This is a genomic window from Acinetobacter sp. SH024 (assembly GCF_000163635.1).
Classification (GTDB): domain Bacteria; phylum Pseudomonadota; class Gammaproteobacteria; order Pseudomonadales; family Moraxellaceae; genus Acinetobacter; species Acinetobacter pittii.
Window position 1 is genome coordinate 356,752 of sequence record NZ_GG753601.1, and the last position, 16,624, is coordinate 373,375.

18 protein-coding genes are annotated in these 16,624 nt (G+C 37.8%); 11 read left to right on the forward strand and 7 right to left on the reverse strand.

What is annotated here, in order from left to right; all coding sequences use genetic code 11:
• Positions 1–12: 12 nt before the first annotated feature.
• Positions 13–1,164 carry an ATP-dependent RNA helicase RhlB gene (rhlB, locus tag HMPREF0013_RS14320; RefSeq protein WP_002115257.1) on the reverse strand — a complete coding sequence of 384 codons (1,152 nt, stop codon included), beginning with the start codon at positions 1,162–1,164 and terminating at the stop codon, positions 13–15.
• A 109-nt stretch (positions 1,165–1,273) separates the two neighbouring features.
• Complete coding sequence (locus tag HMPREF0013_RS14325) at positions 1,274–1,486, reverse strand: cold-shock protein (protein WP_000126912.1); 213 nt, start codon at positions 1,484–1,486, stop codon at positions 1,274–1,276.
• 372 nt (positions 1,487–1,858) lie between these two features.
• Between HMPREF0013_RS14325 and HMPREF0013_RS14330 the strand changes: the two genes are divergently transcribed.
• The 5 genes from HMPREF0013_RS14330 (at position 1,859) to HMPREF0013_RS14350 (ending at position 4,591) form a co-directional block, all read left to right on the forward strand.
• Positions 1,859–2,104, forward strand: a complete 246-nt coding sequence (locus HMPREF0013_RS14330) for a sulfurtransferase TusA family protein (RefSeq protein ID WP_005068314.1) — start codon at positions 1,859–1,861, stop codon at positions 2,102–2,104.
• 133 nt (positions 2,105–2,237) lie between these two features.
• Positions 2,238–3,104: an RNA polymerase sigma factor RpoH gene (rpoH, locus tag HMPREF0013_RS14335; protein WP_002115267.1), complete on the forward strand. Its 867-nt coding sequence runs from the start codon at positions 2,238–2,240 to the stop codon at positions 3,102–3,104.
• A gap of 111 nt (positions 3,105–3,215) precedes the next feature.
• On the forward strand, positions 3,216–3,581 hold the full coding sequence (locus HMPREF0013_RS14340) for a DUF423 domain-containing protein (protein ID WP_002115263.1): 366 nt from the start codon (positions 3,216–3,218) through the stop codon (positions 3,579–3,581).
• Between the two features lie 13 nt (positions 3,582–3,594).
• Positions 3,595–3,792, forward strand: coding sequence for a sulfur carrier protein ThiS (thiS, locus tag HMPREF0013_RS14345; RefSeq protein WP_002115323.1), 198 nt, complete (start codon positions 3,595–3,597; stop codon positions 3,790–3,792).
• 13 nt (positions 3,793–3,805) lie between these two features.
• Entirely contained in the window at positions 3,806–4,591 is a 786-nt protein-coding gene (locus HMPREF0013_RS14350; protein WP_001154366.1) for a thiazole synthase, read from the forward strand.
• A gap of 123 nt (positions 4,592–4,714) precedes the next feature.
• Here the strand turns inward: HMPREF0013_RS14350 and HMPREF0013_RS14355 are convergent, their stop codons facing one another.
• A complete protein-coding gene (locus tag HMPREF0013_RS14355; RefSeq protein ID WP_002115314.1) occupies positions 4,715–5,338 on the reverse strand; it encodes a hypothetical protein in 624 nt (207 codons plus the stop codon).
• Between the two features lie 19 nt (positions 5,339–5,357).
• Complete coding sequence (gene yaaA, locus HMPREF0013_RS14360) at positions 5,358–6,131, reverse strand: peroxide stress protein YaaA (RefSeq protein WP_002115321.1); 774 nt, start codon at positions 6,129–6,131, stop codon at positions 5,358–5,360.
• Between the two features lie 125 nt (positions 6,132–6,256).
• Here yaaA and HMPREF0013_RS14365 point away from each other — a divergent pair, with 125 nt between their 5' ends.
• Entirely contained in the window at positions 6,257–6,889 is a 633-nt protein-coding gene (locus HMPREF0013_RS14365; protein WP_002115250.1) for an alpha/beta hydrolase, read from the forward strand.
• A 57-nt stretch (positions 6,890–6,946) separates the two neighbouring features.
• On the opposite strand, the gene rtcR is transcribed toward HMPREF0013_RS14365, so the two are convergent.
• Positions 6,947–8,548, reverse strand: coding sequence for an RNA repair transcriptional activator RtcR (gene rtcR, locus HMPREF0013_RS14370; RefSeq protein WP_002115293.1), 1,602 nt, complete (start codon positions 8,546–8,548; stop codon positions 6,947–6,949).
• 67 nt (positions 8,549–8,615) lie between these two features.
• Here rtcR and HMPREF0013_RS14375 point away from each other — a divergent pair, with 67 nt between their 5' ends.
• The 5 genes from HMPREF0013_RS14375 to rtcA all read left to right on the forward strand — a co-directional run bounded on the left by HMPREF0013_RS14375 (position 8,616) and on the right by rtcA (position 13,514).
• Positions 8,616–9,593 (forward strand): ribonuclease Z, encoded by a 978-nt coding sequence (locus HMPREF0013_RS14375; RefSeq protein ID WP_002115325.1) that lies wholly within the window; start codon positions 8,616–8,618, stop codon positions 9,591–9,593.
• A 251-nt stretch (positions 9,594–9,844) separates the two neighbouring features.
• Positions 9,845–11,113 (forward strand): RtcB family protein, encoded by a 1,269-nt coding sequence (locus HMPREF0013_RS14380; RefSeq protein WP_002115268.1) that lies wholly within the window; start codon positions 9,845–9,847, stop codon positions 11,111–11,113.
• Positions 11,114–11,142: 29 nt separating this feature from the next.
• Positions 11,143–11,700 carry a hypothetical protein gene (locus HMPREF0013_RS14385; protein ID WP_002115261.1) on the forward strand — a complete coding sequence of 186 codons (558 nt, stop codon included), beginning with the start codon at positions 11,143–11,145 and terminating at the stop codon, positions 11,698–11,700.
• Positions 11,701–11,748: 48 nt separating this feature from the next.
• Entirely contained in the window at positions 11,749–12,207 is a 459-nt protein-coding gene (locus HMPREF0013_RS14390) for a DIP1984 family protein (protein WP_002115303.1), read from the forward strand.
• A gap of 260 nt (positions 12,208–12,467) precedes the next feature.
• A complete protein-coding gene (gene rtcA / locus HMPREF0013_RS14395; RefSeq protein WP_002115320.1) occupies positions 12,468–13,514 on the forward strand; it encodes an RNA 3'-terminal phosphate cyclase in 1,047 nt (348 codons plus the stop codon).
• A 34-nt stretch (positions 13,515–13,548) separates the two neighbouring features.
• Here the strand turns inward: rtcA and HMPREF0013_RS14400 are convergent, their stop codons facing one another.
• Together HMPREF0013_RS14400 and HMPREF0013_RS14405 are read right to left on the reverse strand one after the other, a co-directional pair.
• Entirely contained in the window at positions 13,549–15,009 is a 1,461-nt protein-coding gene (locus tag HMPREF0013_RS14400; RefSeq protein WP_002115300.1) for an aminoacyl-histidine dipeptidase, read from the reverse strand.
• A 150-nt stretch (positions 15,010–15,159) separates the two neighbouring features.
• On the reverse strand, positions 15,160–16,590 hold the full coding sequence (locus HMPREF0013_RS14405) for a formylglycine-generating enzyme family protein (RefSeq protein ID WP_016802601.1): 1,431 nt from the start codon (positions 16,588–16,590) through the stop codon (positions 15,160–15,162).
• Positions 16,591–16,624 lie beyond the last annotated feature (34 nt).

A 16,624-nucleotide genomic window follows, 5' to 3' on the forward strand; every position in this document is an offset into this window, starting at 1 on the left:
GGGATTTTTTTATTAGCAATAACCATCTAATCTGGTCAGTGGTAATTTTTTACCAATTGCTTTTTCAATTTCAGGTAAATAAAAGGCATCATCTTCAGATAAGAAACTAATACTTACCCCCTGTGAGCCAGCACGACCTGTACGACCAATACGGTGTACATAGTCATCAGATTGTTCAGGCAATGTAAAGTTGATGACATGCGACACGCCATCCACATGAATACCACGACCAGCAACATCTGTCGCAATCATAATATTATGTTTACCTTGCTTAAATTGCTCTAACATTTTTAAACGTTTATCTTGAGCAATTTCACCTGAAAGCATACCTACTCTGTATCCATCTTTCTTTAAATGGTCATAAAGACGGCGCACCTGATCACGTCGATTAGCAAAAATCATAACCTTATCGATTGGCTCTTCACGCAAGATATCTTGCAGTAAACGATATTTGTCTTGTTTAGCAACAACATAAACACGTTGCTCTACATCGTTATTGGTCTTTTGTTCTGGCTCAATTTCAACAGTTACAGGTTCAAATAACCATTGTCTTGCCAAATTAAGAACATCATAACTAAACGTCGCTGAGAACATGAGGGTCTGACGTTGTTCCTTACGGGGTGAATAACGAACAATACGTTTTACCGAAGGAATAAAGCCCATGTCTAATAAACGGTCAGCTTCATCAATAACTAGAAATTCAATTTGATCGAGCCAGACTTCTTTTTGTTCTACAAAATCGATTAATCGCCCAGGTGTGGCTACCATGATATCGACAAAATTAGCATCAAGTTGCTTCTTCTGCTTATCGAAATCAACACCACCCAATAGGGTCACTAAATGTAAATTAGAGAATTTTGTGAGAAATTTCGCATCACTTTCAATTTGCAATGCCAACTCACGAGTAGGCGCCAAGATTAAAGCACGAGGCTCGCCACGGAAGCGTTGCTCTTGAATCGGATTATTGAGTAAATCATTAATTACACTAATCAGAAAGGCAGCTGTCTTACCTGTTCCTGTTTGTGCTCGCCCAATTGCATCATGCCCGGCTAATGTATATTTTAAAACCTTTTGCTGAATTGGGGTCATTTGAGTAAACCCTAAAGCATCAATCGCCTTTTTAAGTTGCGGATGTAAATTCAAGGTTTCAAAACCAGATGTCATAAATACGCGCTCTAACAAACAATCTCTCGAATGAGAAGATCATTATAAACAAAAACGCCCCAATTCAAAAATTGGAGCGTCCATCATTCATCAAAAAGATGAATTAGTCTTAGTCTAAAGGCTGAACGTTTTCAGCTTGAAAACCTTTTTGACCTTGTACAACGCTAAACTCTACGCGTTGACCATCACGTAGAGAACGGTGACCGTCACCTACGATTGCACGGAAGTGAACGAATACATCGTCGCCACCGTTACGTTGAATAAAACCAAAGCCTTTAGTGTCATTAAACCACTTTACTACGCCTTGTTCACGAGCTGTCATAAGTCAATCCTCAGATGTTGAAAAAAGGACCTTCCGGTGTTGCAAACAGCAGAGCAAACAAGGTTTTAAAATATTTATAATCTTAAAGCTTGTAATCATTCTGTAAAACTATCAACAATTTCCGGTTACATCCATTTGTTATAGGGTTATTAAATCAATTTGATTGTGTGGTAAATCCTAAAACGGTTCGAGCTTAACACGGGTTTATGACAATTAATAGAATTTTTTTCAAATATTTCCCCTATTTTTAGTTCTTTTTTTAAACAGCTTATTACAATATTTTTTATAGAAATTCCGGCATCTCCTTTCATAAAATATGCTGTATTTATTAAAAATTTGTTAGAATATTTTTTTCAGTTGTTTTGATGATGAATGAGCAATACTTCTTCTAATACAGCACCCATTGAAATTAATGCCCTTGGGCAGCCCTGCCCAATGCCATTGTTAATGTTAAAGCGTGAACTTAAAAAAGCGTCAGGCAAACAACAATTTTTATTAAAATCTTCAGATCCTCATAGTGAAATTGATGTAACTCGTTACTGTGGTTTACATCATTTTACGTGTCAAACTACACACATATCAGAAAGAGAATTTCACTATTTAATTGAAACTCAATAATTCTTTGCTAAACTAAAAGATTAGAAATTGCATAAAATTTTACATTTCTCTACCCAATTTTCCTTAATTATGAAGCTGATTCAAATTAAGATGAATTTATTGGTTATCCCATTCGATCCTATAAGGAGAACTCATGAGTGACAGCAGCAATCAATTGATGCCCCTGTCATTGTCTGCGCCCGGTGTAAACCTTGGTGCATATATCAGTACTGTCAATCAGATTCCTATTTTAACGGCCGAGCAAGAAAAAGAACTTGCTGAACGTTATTATTATGACCAAGATCTTGATGCCGCAAAAATGCTGGTAATGTCGCATTTACGTTTTGTCGTTCATATTGCGCGCAGCTATGCAGGTTATGGCCTACCACAAGGCGACCTTATTCAAGAAGGTAATTTAGGCTTAATGAAAGCCGTGAAACGTTTCGACCCAAATATGGGCGTGCGTCTAGTATCTTTTGCCGTCCATTGGATTAAGGCAGAAATCCATGAATACGTTATTCGCAACTGGCGTATCGTCAAGATTGCAACGACAAAAGCTCAGCGTAAATTATTTTTCAATTTACGTAGTTTAAAAAAATCGAGTAAAAAATTAACGCTCGAAGAAGCTCAATCGATTGCTAATGACTTAAATGTAACTCCAGAACAAGTTCTGGAAATGGAAGGTCGTTTAACTGCTTATGATGCTGCTTTTGAAGCACAAGGTGATGATGACGATGATACTCCACACACAGCGCCTGCGTTGTATCTTGAAGATAACCGCTACGACCCTGCCCGTTTAGTCGAGAACGAAGACTGGGAAGAGCAAAGTACTTCAGCCTTGCATGATGCAATGGACCAGTTAGATGACCGTTCGCGTAATATTTTACAACGCCGCTGGTTAGATGATGACAAATCTACTCTTCACGAGTTAGCAGCTGAATATAATGTTTCGGCAGAACGTATTCGTCAGCTTGAAAAAAATGCGATGGAAAAAATCAAAACTGCCATGTCAGCAAGCTAAAATAAATGAAAAAAATAAAAGGGCGAATCGCCCTTTTGTTTTATCTGGCTATGTTTAGCCAACCCAATCTATGTTAACGTTGCCTTTCATTATTCAGTTGCGTTTTTTGTTATGTGGATCGCCATTTCAGCCCTTAATCTTGCTTTTGCAGTCATGTTGGGTGCTTTTGGAGCACATGGTCTTAAAGCTCACGCGGGTCCTGAGCAACTTGCTTGGTGGCAGACTGCAACCGACTACTTTTTTTATCATGCGCTTGGCCTATTAGCTCTTGGTATTTTAAGTAAGGTTCTTCCTCATTTCCCAATCAAGTTATCTTTCTTGCTTATCCAAATTGGTATTCTATTTTTTTGTGGTTCGCTTTACATCATGGCGCTAGGTTTACCACGAATATTAGGTGCAATTACGCCAATCGGTGGAGCCTTAATGATTGCGGGATGGCTAGTCTTGGCTTGGAATGCTTTCAAATACGCAAAATAATCGGAATGTGATCATGCAAATTTATTTAAATGGCGAATTAACGGACACGCCTAGCCAAAACCTGTTGCAACTCATTCAGGAGTTGGCACTTGAAGGAAAACGTTTTGCTGTTGAGCACAATCAGCAAATCGTTTCTAAAAGCAAATTAGAGCAAATTTCTATTGCTCAACATGACCGTATCGAAATTATTCACGCTGTTGGCGGCGGCTAAGTCGGAGTTATCCATGCAAGACACCCCTCTCATTATTGGTTCACGTTCTTTTCAATCTCGCTTATTGGTCGGAACTGGCAAATATAAAGACTTAAATGAAACGGATTTAGCTATTCAAGCCAGTGGTGCAGAAATCGTAACTGTCGCAATCCGCCGTGTGAATATTGGACAAAATCCAGATCAACCGAATTTACTGTCTGTCATTCCACCAGAAAAATATACAATTTTGCCAAATACCGCAGGTTGTTTTGATGCTGATAGCGCAGTACGTACCTGCATGTTAGCGCGTGAGTTACTTGATGGTCATAACCTAGTAAAACTTGAAGTATTGGGTGATGAAAAAACCTTATATCCAAATGTAACCGAGACTTTAAAAGCCGCGCGCACTTTGATTGATGACGGTTTTGAGATTATGGTCTATACCTCTGATGATCCGATCATTGCACAAGAACTTGAAAGTATGGGCTGTGTTGCGATTATGCCTTTAGGTAGTCTAATTGGTTCAGGTTTAGGTATTTTAAATCCACATACCATTTCAATTATTAAAGAAAATGCGAAAGTTCCAGTTTTAGTCGATGCAGGCGTTGGTACAGCAAGTGATGCTGCTATTGCGATGGAACTTGGTTGTGATGGTGTATTGATGAATACAGCGATTGCAGCTGCTCAAAACCCTATTTTGATGGCTTCCGCAATGAAAAAAGCTGTTGAAGCAGGACGTGAAGCATTTTTAGCAGGTCGTATGCCACGTAAACGTATGGCAAATGCAAGCTCACCTGAAACAGGTTATTTCTTTAAATAATTTATTTCTAAGGAATCACTGCTTTTTCAGTGGTTCCTCTCTCCTACCATATAACCATTTTACCTTTTAAAAATATATCGCTTTATTCTAATGGTAGATCTAAATTCTTATACCTAACTTAGGCTATTCCAATATTTGTCTTAAATTATCCTTGGCGTTTAACTCAAAATTCTTTTGGAAATATACAGTTTGATAAAGTGGCTCAGACTGATAAAAATGCATTAAAACTTCTTTTCGCTTAATCGCATATACTTCAGGATCAACCCAAGAATACTCCTGCTGAATTTGCTGTTCATACTGGATAAAACGTTCAGGTGTTGCTGCCAAAATAGCTAAATCAATATCCAACAAAAATTGCAAATCTGTTTCATCAGTTAATGCATGCTTTTGAGTCGCAAGAATCCAACGCTTTATTTTCTCTAGAGTATCGGATGATAAATCTTGCGCCATCAATTGTTCAAATAACTCAGCACTTTTAAGCTCATTATCTGGTGCTTGAGGATCATAGATAACATCATGAAACCAGAGAGCCAATGCAACAGCATACGGATCATTTAATTCGTATTGAACCGCCTCCATTAAACTCAAACATTCACATAAATGTTGGACGGTATGGTAGGCTCGCTGTTTTTCACTATAAGCCGCAATAAGTTCATCATAGATTTTCTGCGGTTCAGAAAAATCATAATGCTGATGCAGCTCAAACCAAACATGCTTTAGTTTTGATAAATAAAGCTGCATCATCATCTATTAACCACGCTTAAAATTATTGCTCATCACGTTTAAATACCAACTCTTTTGCCGATGAGTTATCAGCATCAAAGTAATAACCCTCGGTATTAAACGCTTTGATGTCTTCAGCTTTATTTAATTGGTTTTCAACAATAAAACGAGCCATTAAACCGCGTGCTTTTTTCGCATAGAAACTAATGACTTTATATTTGCCATTTTTCTGGTCAAGAAAAACAGGCTTCACAATTTCAGCCTTAATTTTCTTTTCATTGACAGACTTGTAATATTCATCTGAAGCTAGATTTACCAGCAATTCAGATTTAATTGCGGCCAAGTCTTCATTAATTTGGTTAGTGATGATATCACCCCAGAATTCATACAAATTATGACCTCTAGTATTTTTTAATTTAGTACCCATCTCTAAACGATAAGGCATCATTAAATCTAAAGGACGCAATAAACCATATAGACCAGAGAGCATACGCAAGTGCTGCTGTGCAAAGTCAATATCTTTATCTTTTAAATGGTACGCATCTAAACCGGTATACACATCCCCTTTAAATGCATAAATTGCTTGGCGAGCATTTGAGAAATTAAATTCGGGATTCCAGTCTCTAAATCGATCTGCATTTAGTGTGGCAATTTTTTCACTTACACTCATTAAACTCGCAATTTCCGAAGCAGAAAGTTTGCGGCAAACATCAATTAATTGTGCTGAGTTTTCTAACAAGCGAGGCTGAGTAAACTCATCTGTAGGTAACGCTGTTTCATAATCTAAAGTTTTTGCAGGAGAAATTAAAGCAAGCATAGACAACCTGAAAAAATTATTCTTAATACCAACTATAACAGTAGATATTTTTTAATGCTAACTCGTGTTTTCAATGACGACTATCGGTAAAATAGCACTACGTATTGTTATTTAGCGGTTCTTATATGTCTGAGCAAACTTTCATCCAGGGTCCAGTAGGTAAAATTGAACTTTTCGTTGACCGCCCTGAAGGTGAAATCAAAGGCTTTGCGGTTGTTTGCCATCCGCACCCATTGCAAGGTGGAACCCCTCAGCATAAAGTCCCTGCCCTTTTAACCCAAATTTTTAATGAATATGGTTGTATTGTTTACCGTCCTAGTTTCCGTGGTTTAGGCGGCAGTGAAGGCATTCATGATGAAGGCCATGGTGAAACTGAAGATATCTTAGCTGTAATTGAGCACGTTCGTAAGCTTCATGAAGGCCTACCCTTTTATGCAGGCGGTTTTAGCTTTGGCTCACATGTTTTAGCAAAATGCTTTGCACAGCTTGAACCTGAATTACGACCTGTACAGTTAATTTTATGTGGTTTACCAACAGCTACTGTAGTAGGTTTACGCCACTATAAAACTCCTGAAATTCAAGGTGATATTCTACTCATTCATGGTGAGCAAGATGATATTACTTTACTTTCAGATGCAATTGAGTGGGCAAAACCACAAAAACATCCAATCACAATTTTACCGGGTGCTAACCACTTCTTTACAGGCTATTTAAAGCAGCTTCGCCAAATCATTACACGTTTTATTATCATGAAATAAACGGTAACTTGATGGGCATAACTCGAGAGTATGCCCATCATTTTATAAGCCGTGTCATTATTGAAAATTATTCCAACTTAACCCAAAACGTGCCAAATATTTTTTCACTCGGTCACTATCGTTCGTTGTATTACGCTGTTGACGAGATACTGAAAAGAGTTGTCTTCCCGCCTCTGCCATGGATTTTGAATTTTCGCAGATTTTGAGCACACCTCGTAATTGAATCTGATCAAATTCATCTATTTGTTCTAGCTGCTCAGGACTTAAATAGTTCAACAAAATATCTGTATTTTTATCATTGTAAGATTCATCCTGAATAAGCCAAAGCTGCTTTAGACGTTGAATTTCTTTTTCTACAGCTTCACGGCGAATTAACTCACCTTGCGATAAAGTTGCCAAACGAGTTACGCTCGCTGCTAAATCTCTAAAATTTCCTTGCCATGATGCATCTACTGATTTAGCAAACTTTAAATATGTTTCTAAAGCATCACGTTGAAAACGTAATTGTCTTTGATGAATTGCAGCAAAACGCTGTAGCTCAAAATCAATATTGGGTGCAATATCTTCTACACGGTCTTTTAAATTTGGTAAGAAGAACGTCCACGTATTCAAACGAGCCCATAAATCTTCACGAAAACGACCAGCTTGAACCTCATTGCGTAAATCACGGTTAGTACCTGCGATTAGCTGAAAATCGGCCTGAATTTCCTTATCACTTCCAACAGGAAAAAAACTTTTGTCTTCTAGCGCTTTTAGCAGCATAGCTTGTTCATCAAGTCCTAATTCACCAATTTCATCTAAAAATAAAATGCCTTGGTCAGCACTTTTTAATAAACCAGCACGAGAAGCTGCTGCTCCTGTAAATGCACCTTTTATATGACCAAATAAAGTTGACATGGCACTATCACCACGCAAGGTTGCACAGTTAACATCAATAAAACGACCGCTTAATTGAAATTTATCTTTCTTTAACTGAAAAATTTGTTTTGCTAAATGAGACTTACCAACCCCTGTTGCCCCCATAATCAAAATAGGTGCACTAGAGCGGGTTGCAACTAATTCAACTTCCTCAATAAGCTGATTAAACGCTTTATTATGAGTAGAAATATTTGCTTTAAGTTGTTGCCAATTTTGTTTTTGTTCATCATCGAAGCGCTGTTTTAAAACATCGTATCGAGATAAGTCCAGATCAATAATTCTATATTCACCTTCTGAGGTCTTTTGCTGATTAGGTGAACTTTGGATAAGTTGAGCTGGTAAATAATGTGCATCTACCAATAAATACCAACAAATTTGAGCAACATGCGTTCCGGTTGTGATATGCAATAAATAGTTATTTTTTTCAACATCAAACGGATAGGTTTTTACAAAATCATAAAGTGCACCATAAACTTCAGCAAAATCCCAAGGATCTTTAATACTTACCTTATGTCCAGAAACCTGTGTTTGGGGAGAGATCTCTTTAGCATCTGCTGCTATAGATTTAACTAAATTATGATGTTGTCGATCATGTAACAGTACCAATTCATCTACAAGCAAATTTTCATGCATTAACAAGCTAATCGTAGGACGCCAACGTTGCCATCGATCTGGCTTTCTCCCCTGATCAAGTGTAGAACCGACAAAGCCAATAACGACTGTTTTCTTTGCATCCGCCATAATTTCTATAAAATTTTATAACTGTCTATAATATACAATACGCATTTGACCAAAAAATTCCAAGAATATGCTTCATTTTACTTTTTTAGGCACATCTTCGGGTGTACCTACCCTGACACGTAATGTTTCAGGATTAGCAGTTCGTAACACCAAAAATAAGGACTGGATTTTAATTGATGCCGGCGAAGGGACACAGCATCGCATTCAACAAGCCAAACTTTCACTACAAAACCTAGTTGCCATTTGTATTACACATGTTCACGGCGACCATTGTTATGGTCTAGTTGGTTTATTGGCAAGTGCAGGCATGAATGCCCGTAGCAAACCCTTAATCGTGATTGCACCGAAAGAAATTCAGCAATGGTTTGAAATCACTGCCCAGCTTACAGATTTATATTTGCCCTATTCCCTTCAATTTATTGATGTAAATGAAGCAACGCAGCCACAACAGATCACTGACGAATTCATTGTTCAAGCACATCAACTAAGCCATCGTGTTCCAAGTTTTGCTTTTAGCATTTATATCAAATCTATTCAGAAGAAGTTAGATACCAAAGCTCTAACTCAGCTTGGCGTACCTCAAGGAGACATGTGGGGCCATTTGAAACAAGGTTACAATATCGAATTTGACGGACAAACTTTAAAAGCTCAAGACTTTATCAAAATACAAAATCAACAAGTTCATGCAATTATAGGTGGCGATAATGACCAACCTGAACTGTTAGCAAACGCTTGCAAAGATGCGCAACTCCTTATTCACGAATCAACATACTTGCAAACGGTTTTAGATAAAGTTGGCAAAGGTCCAATGCATAGCTCAGCAAAAATGGTGGCTGAATTTGCAGAACATCAATCTTTAAGTAATTTAATTCTGACGCACTTTAGCCCCCGACATCAAGATAAAGCTGGGCAGCAAGCTATAATCGAAGAAGTTCGCCAGTTTTATAAAGGTCATTTTTATTTAGCAAATGATTTTGATGAGTTTACTTTAAATGAAGTTGGACAGCTTTTAAAAGTCGATAAAATCGTAAAATTTATTAATTAAATATATCCAAAAAGATATTTAAATATATTTTTAGATATATTTTTAATATTAAAAACCGCCAATAAAATTCACACTATATAAAATAAAATTATTTTTATTTATTATTTTCAATAATTTACAATTAAATTAAATGCTTTTTAAAAAAGTTGGCACACTCAGTGCAATAGTACAAAGCACACAACATCATTGGGATCTTGTGAATAACACCTGCCTGCAAACGCTTGGCAGGCAGGCTTTGAAAGGAAAAGAAAATGTCTGTCATTGAAGAAATTAACCAACAAGCTCAGTTTGAACAAAAACAGCAACAACGTTCTTATGAAGTTCTGCAAAATGAAAAAAGTATGCCAGTCAAAATGTGGACTAAAGGCGTGCTTGTTGATGACAACTCAAAACAACAATTATTGCAAACAGCTCAAATGCCTTTTATTTATAAATGGATGGCTGTTATGCCAGATGTACACTTCGGTTTAGGAGCAACTATTGGTAGCGTGATTCCAACTAAAGGGGCAATTATTCCTGCTGCTGTGGGTGTAGATATTGGTTGTGGAATGATGGCAACCCGTACAAGCTTAACTGCTTCAGATTTACCAGATAACTTACATGCTCTACGTACTGAACTTGAACGTTTAATCCCACACGGAATGACTAAACGCGGACGTGATCGTGGGTCATGGGAAACTCCACCAGAAATGGTAGATCAAGCTTGGACCGATCTGGTTGCAGATTTTGAATATATTTGCGCAAAACACCCACGTTTAAAAAACACCAACAACCGCAAACATTTGGGAACTTTAGGTACTGGAAACCACTTTGTCGAAATCTGTTTAGATGAGCATGATCATGTTTGGATTATGTTGCACTCAGGTTCTCGTGGTGTAGGAAATGCTATAGGCAATCATTTTATTGAACTTGCCCGTAAAGACATGCAGAAGCATTTTATTAATTTACCAAATAAAGATTTAGCATACTTAGTCGAGGGAACTGAACATTTTGATGATTACTGGTTTGCGGTAGGCTGGGCTCAACGCTTTGCGATGAAGAACCGAGAAATCATGATGCAATCTGCGATTAAAGCCTTGGCTACGATTGTACCAAAGCCTTTTCAGGCACGTTTGGAAGCGGTGAACTGTCACCATAACTATGTGGAAAAGGAAGAACACTACGGTGAAGAAGTAATGGTCACCCGTAAAGGTGCTGTCCGTGCGCGCTTAGGTGAATATGGAATTATTCCAGGCTCAATGGGCGCGAAGTCCTTTATTGTCCGTGGACTTGGAAATCAGGAATCTTTCTGTTCATGTTCGCATGGTGCAGGCCGTGTTATGAGCCGTACTGAAGCAAAACGACGCTTTACTGTTGAAGATCAAATTGCACAAACTGAAGGTGTGGAATGCCGTAAAGATGCTGCGGTTATTGATGAAATTCCATCGGCATATAAACCAATTGAAGATGTAATGAAAGCTCAGAGCGATTTGGTTGAAGTGGTTTATACATTAAGACAAGTGGTGTGTGTTAAGGGTTAGATAATTTACCATACCCAGAAGGTGAGCATATGTTTGTCCAATTAGATCATTTGAATACCAAAGAGTTACAATCTGATCTTGATGCCATACAAGCCGTATTTGAAGTATTTTTGTTTAATGTCGTACATAAGACAGAATCTTCGAATACGCTAGCTATTCACCAACAGATGTTATTGAATTGTGAAAGTTTAGCAATAGAAAAAACGTTAGACTTAAATACTTTAACCACTAAAAAATTAGATCGCAGCCTTGTAAGTTTTAATCGTTTGGACAAACCTAATTTATTTTCTAGACATAATTGGTTTTGGGGCTTGTTAGAGGCAATCATTGATCCACCATATGGCACAACCCTTACCCATTTTAATCAGGTAACATTCTTTCAAGCTTTCTTGCGGCTATGCCTTTTCACGGAGAAAGACTGTGAAATATATGATTGGGTTGGCTATCCAGGTAGTGGTCGGGAAGAAAGTTCTGAATGGAATGATTATTTTGAACCGGGCCGAGAATGGTGGGGTAATTGGTGCTTAACCATCTATTCACCAGAGCAAAATAAAGGTTGCTTACTACTTGCCAGCTCAACAGATTAAAGTTGCCAGCTCAACAGATTAAAGAATAAATTTTTAGGAAAATAAAATATGAAACTCGCAGAAGCACTTTTACTTCGAAGCGATCAACAAAAAAAGCTCGCTTCGTTAAAACAACGAATCAATGCGAATGTATTGGTACAAGACGGTGATGAACCTAGTGAAGATCCAAATGAACTCATCAAACAAGTATTTGCTTTAACTCAGGAAAGCAATCAATTGATTTATCGTATCCATTTGACCAATGCACAAGCAAAACTGGAAGATGGCAAAGTATTATTGTCTCTATTAAGCTTGCGCGATAGTTATGCTGAACAGCATAAGATTTTAATCGATGCGATTGCCAATACGCATCGAGAACCTGATCGTTATAGCTCACGTGAAATTAAGTGGAAGAAGGTCATTCCGGTTTCTAGCTTACAAAAACAGGCGGATGATATCAGTGCAAAACTCCGTGACTTAAACGTTAAAATTCAGGCTACTAATTGGCAAATTGATCTAATCGATTAAACAATAGATTTTGTGAAATCCTTTTCACAATCAAAGTTTGGACATACTGGGCGAGTACAAGATCCTGCATTACTCCGATCTGAGGGATTGAAAAATAATTCAGGCGGCTATGGCAGCATGTGAGCCGTGCATCGATATTCACTTATCAGGCTCAGCACTATGCACCTAGTAAACCTTTGTCGAAAACAAAGTCACACATTACTTCGCATTACCATGTACTGACAGTATGTTCATTAAATTAGAAAATAAGGAAAATAGAAGTGAATACAGTTTTGGTAAATATACCAAAAGTCATTCAAATTGATGGCTCACAAGGTGAAGGTGGTGGACAGATTTTAAGAACTGCCCTTGCCCTCTCAATGATTACAGGCCAGCCGTTTGAATTAATTAATATACGTGCTGGGCGTAAAAAACCAGGTTTAATGCGTCAACATTTGGTTTGTGTACAAGCATCTCAACAAATTAGCCAAGCTTATGTAGAGGGTGCTGAATTACATAGCCAACGTTTATATTTCGCACCTCAGCATGTTCAAAGTGGTAAATATCAATTTCAAATCGGTTCTGCGGGTAGTACAACACTGGTTTTACAAACGCTTCTACCTGTTTTGTTATTACAAAATGAAGCTACCGAACTCACCATTTCAGGGGGTACACATAACCCACTTGCACCAACAGCAGATTTTATTGAACACTGCTTTTTACCTGCTCTAGCTCAAATTGGAATTAACGTAGATTTTAAATTAAGTAAAGCTGGCTTCTTTCCAATTGGTGCAGGTGAAATTCAGGTTACCGTTCAACCATGGCAACATCGAAACAAGCTAAATTTATTAGATCGCGGTGCTTTGCAAAGTAATGAGGCCTTTGCAGCTGTATTAAATCTTTCAGAAGAAGCACAGATAGCACAACGTGAATTAACCACATTAAGTAAAAAACTAAACTTAAGCTCTCAGCAGCAATTTCATTTAAATGGAATTAGCCAAGGCAATACAGTCTATGTGAAAGTTACTCATCAATATCACACTCAACTGTTTACGGCTTTAGGTGAGATGCGCAAAAGTGCAGAGCAAATAGCTGATCATTTAGCAAAAGATGTAAATCTATATTTATCTTCGCAGGCTGTTGTAGATGAGTATTTGGCAGATCAGTTACTTCTACCTTTAGCTCTAGGTCAAGGTGGTGAATTCACCGCACAATGTATTAGCGAACACACTCGTACTCAAGCAGCCATGATTGAAAAATTTATTGATTGTGAAATCGAGTTTATCAAGTTAAATCCACATCATTTTCATGTAAAGGTTAAAGTTTAAGAAGCTCATGATTGAGCTTCTTATTTATAAAAAACTACTCTACAGATGCCAAAGCTGTCACCAACAGCTTCCAGCATTTCTCTACAGTATCAACTTTGACTCGTTCACCCGGTGCATGCGCACCTTGAATATCCGGTCCAAAAGAAACCATTTGTAAATGTGGATAATGCTCGGCAATAATCCCACACTCTAAGCCTGCATGAATTACTTTTAGATTTGGCTCAATATTAAATGCATTTTGATAGGCCTGCTGTAAGCACTTTAGAGCAGCCGAATCTGGATTTGGTGTCCAACCCGACACTAACGGCGTAAGTGTAGAGCCGATATTAAATTGACTGAAATGTTTTTGAATTTTTTCTGCAAAATCTTGAGCCTCTTGATTCACCATTGAGCGAACCATTAAAACAGCTTTTCCACCTTCTCTATTTAGTCTCACCACTCCAATATTATTTGAAGTCTCAACTACATCTGATAGAACCTGACTCATACTTGCAACGCCATAAGGACTTGTTGCTAAAGCTTGCAACCATTCATTTTGCTGTTGTTGAGCAATCACTTCGGTCACTTCAGCACTATTAGGCTGAATAGTTAATTGCAGATTGTCATCAATACCTTGTAGCTGTTCTTTCGATATCGTTTGATATTCAGCGAGTAATTTTTCTAATTCAGGCAATTGGTTAGATGAAATGGCAATGGTTGCTACAGCTTCGCGAGGTAAAGCATTACGAGCTGTACCACCTATAAACTCAACAAGTCGTCCACCAAGCTTCGCTAAATGCTGATTTAAAAAACGGGCCAGAATAACGTTGGCATTACCACGTCCTAAATGGATATCTACGCCAGAGTGGCCACCTTTAAGACCAGCCACCTGAATATTAACAATATTCAAATTTTCAGGAATTGGTTCATAATTAAGCGGTTGCTCAACTTCAACATCAATACTACCAGCACATCCGAGATACAACTCGCCCCACTCTTCTGTATCAATATTAAATAACCACTTCCCTTTTAGTACACCTGCCTGTAAAAGTCGCGCACCACTCATCCCTGCTTCTTCATCAACTGTTAAAAGAACTTCAATTGGCCCATGAGCAATATCATTTGAGTCTAAAACTGCCAAAGCTAATGCTACCCCAATGCCATTATCAGCACCTAAAGTAGTATCTTTAGCAATTAACCAGCCATCTTCGAGGACTGGCTGGATCGGGTCTTTAAAGAAGTCGTGTACTGTGCCAGTATTGGCTTGAGTGACCATATCTAAATGGCCTTGCAGAATAACGCCAGACACATGCTCTTTACCCAGAGTCGCATTCTTACGAATAATCAAATTCCCCACTTCATCTACGTAAGTTTCTAAATTTCGACTTTCGGCCCAGTTTCTTAAAAACTCACGAAGTTGCTGTTCATGCTTCGATGGGCGAGGAATAGTGCAAAGTGTTTGAAAATGCTGCCAAACCACTTGAGGAGATAAGTTCGAAAAATCAAATGGCACCATATATTTATACTCTCACAAATATTCTTAATAAACGTAGGTTTATTGAAAGATAAGAATTTATCAGCGCAGTTTTAGCTTTTTATTAAAATCGACGCTGATAAATTAAAAAATGACTTTAAATGTAGAATATATTAGGTATAAAAATCAAAGCTAAATTTCGCGAACCAAACGGAATCCCCACATAATTGAACGAGCTTGTGAAGTTACATACGCATTACGATAAGCAGTTCGCACGTTATAAGTGTTATATATCCATGCCCCTCCACGTAAAACTGGGAAATTACACTGTCCATTATTTTCTTCACCCCAGCGACGATTCACACTAGGAGCATTTTCATAATTTGAATGCCAGCAGTCATCCACCCATTCTCGTGCGTTGGCACTCATATCATATAAACCAAAATTGTTTGGTAAAAACTTCCCGACTGGTGATGTAAATGCATAACCATCCGTGCATTTAAATAGACTCCAACCACTGGTTTGGGGTAATGCTGCCGCTGTAGATGGATCTAATACATTTGCGTATTTACAAGCTTGGTCAAGATTAAGGTCATCTCCCCAATAATACGCTGTTGTCGTTCCGGCACGCGCCGCATATTCCCACTCAACTTCTGTTGGTAAACGGTAGGTCTGACCTGTTTTTTTAGATAACCATTTCGCAAATTCTCTTCCATCTTCACGACGTACACATACAACAGGATCCTGAGGTGTTTGATTCATACCAGAATTATTCGGATTTAAATCATCTCGATACCACATATTGAAGACACCATTGCGTGTTTCCCAATTACGACACCCCTCGACTTCCCATCCAGTTTCCTTTTGGAAAGCCTGGAACTCAGCAATTGTTGTTTCATAAGTTGACATTGCAAATGGTTTTTCGACTTGTACTAAGTGCTGAGGTAATTCGTATGGTCGAGATTGAGCTGGTACATTTTGTTGTTCTTGCTCATTTATATTTCCGCCCATTAAAAAGCTGCCAGCTGGAATAACCGTCATTTCTGGACAAAAACTATCTGAACAATCTTTGAATTTAGACTTTGCTAGTGTTGATTGATTAATATTGGTGTCGGTTAATGAGGCTAATTTAATTTCAGGATTCATATTTGGCGGGTTATTGATTTGATGAATTAATAAATTAATTGTTCCTTGCCATTCACTTAACATTTCTCTTAGCATGGCAGGTCGTTCAATACTTACGCCTGTTCCATCATAGTCTGGAGCATTACACCTCGCCCTTAATACAGTTGACTCATCGGTAAGCTGAGCTAGTTTCGGGATAATTTGATTATCAAGAAAAACTCCCAAATTATTTGAACTAGCGATATTAGCTCTTAGTTCTGCCGCTGATTTTTGAGCAATTGCTGCCTCACTGATAACTTTAGAATAGACACTATCACACTGATTTTCTTGCCATACTAGATTTTGCTTAAGACTCTCTAAGGAAGTAATTGTTCCTTCTAACAACTTCTGGTTCGTTGAATTTATGGTTGTATCTTTATCATCACTATTACACGCTGATAATAAGGAGATAATCAATATACCAAAGCCTTTTAAATAATTACTGGAAATTATGTTCATGTTAATTCTCTGTAAAATAATATAAATAAGAAGA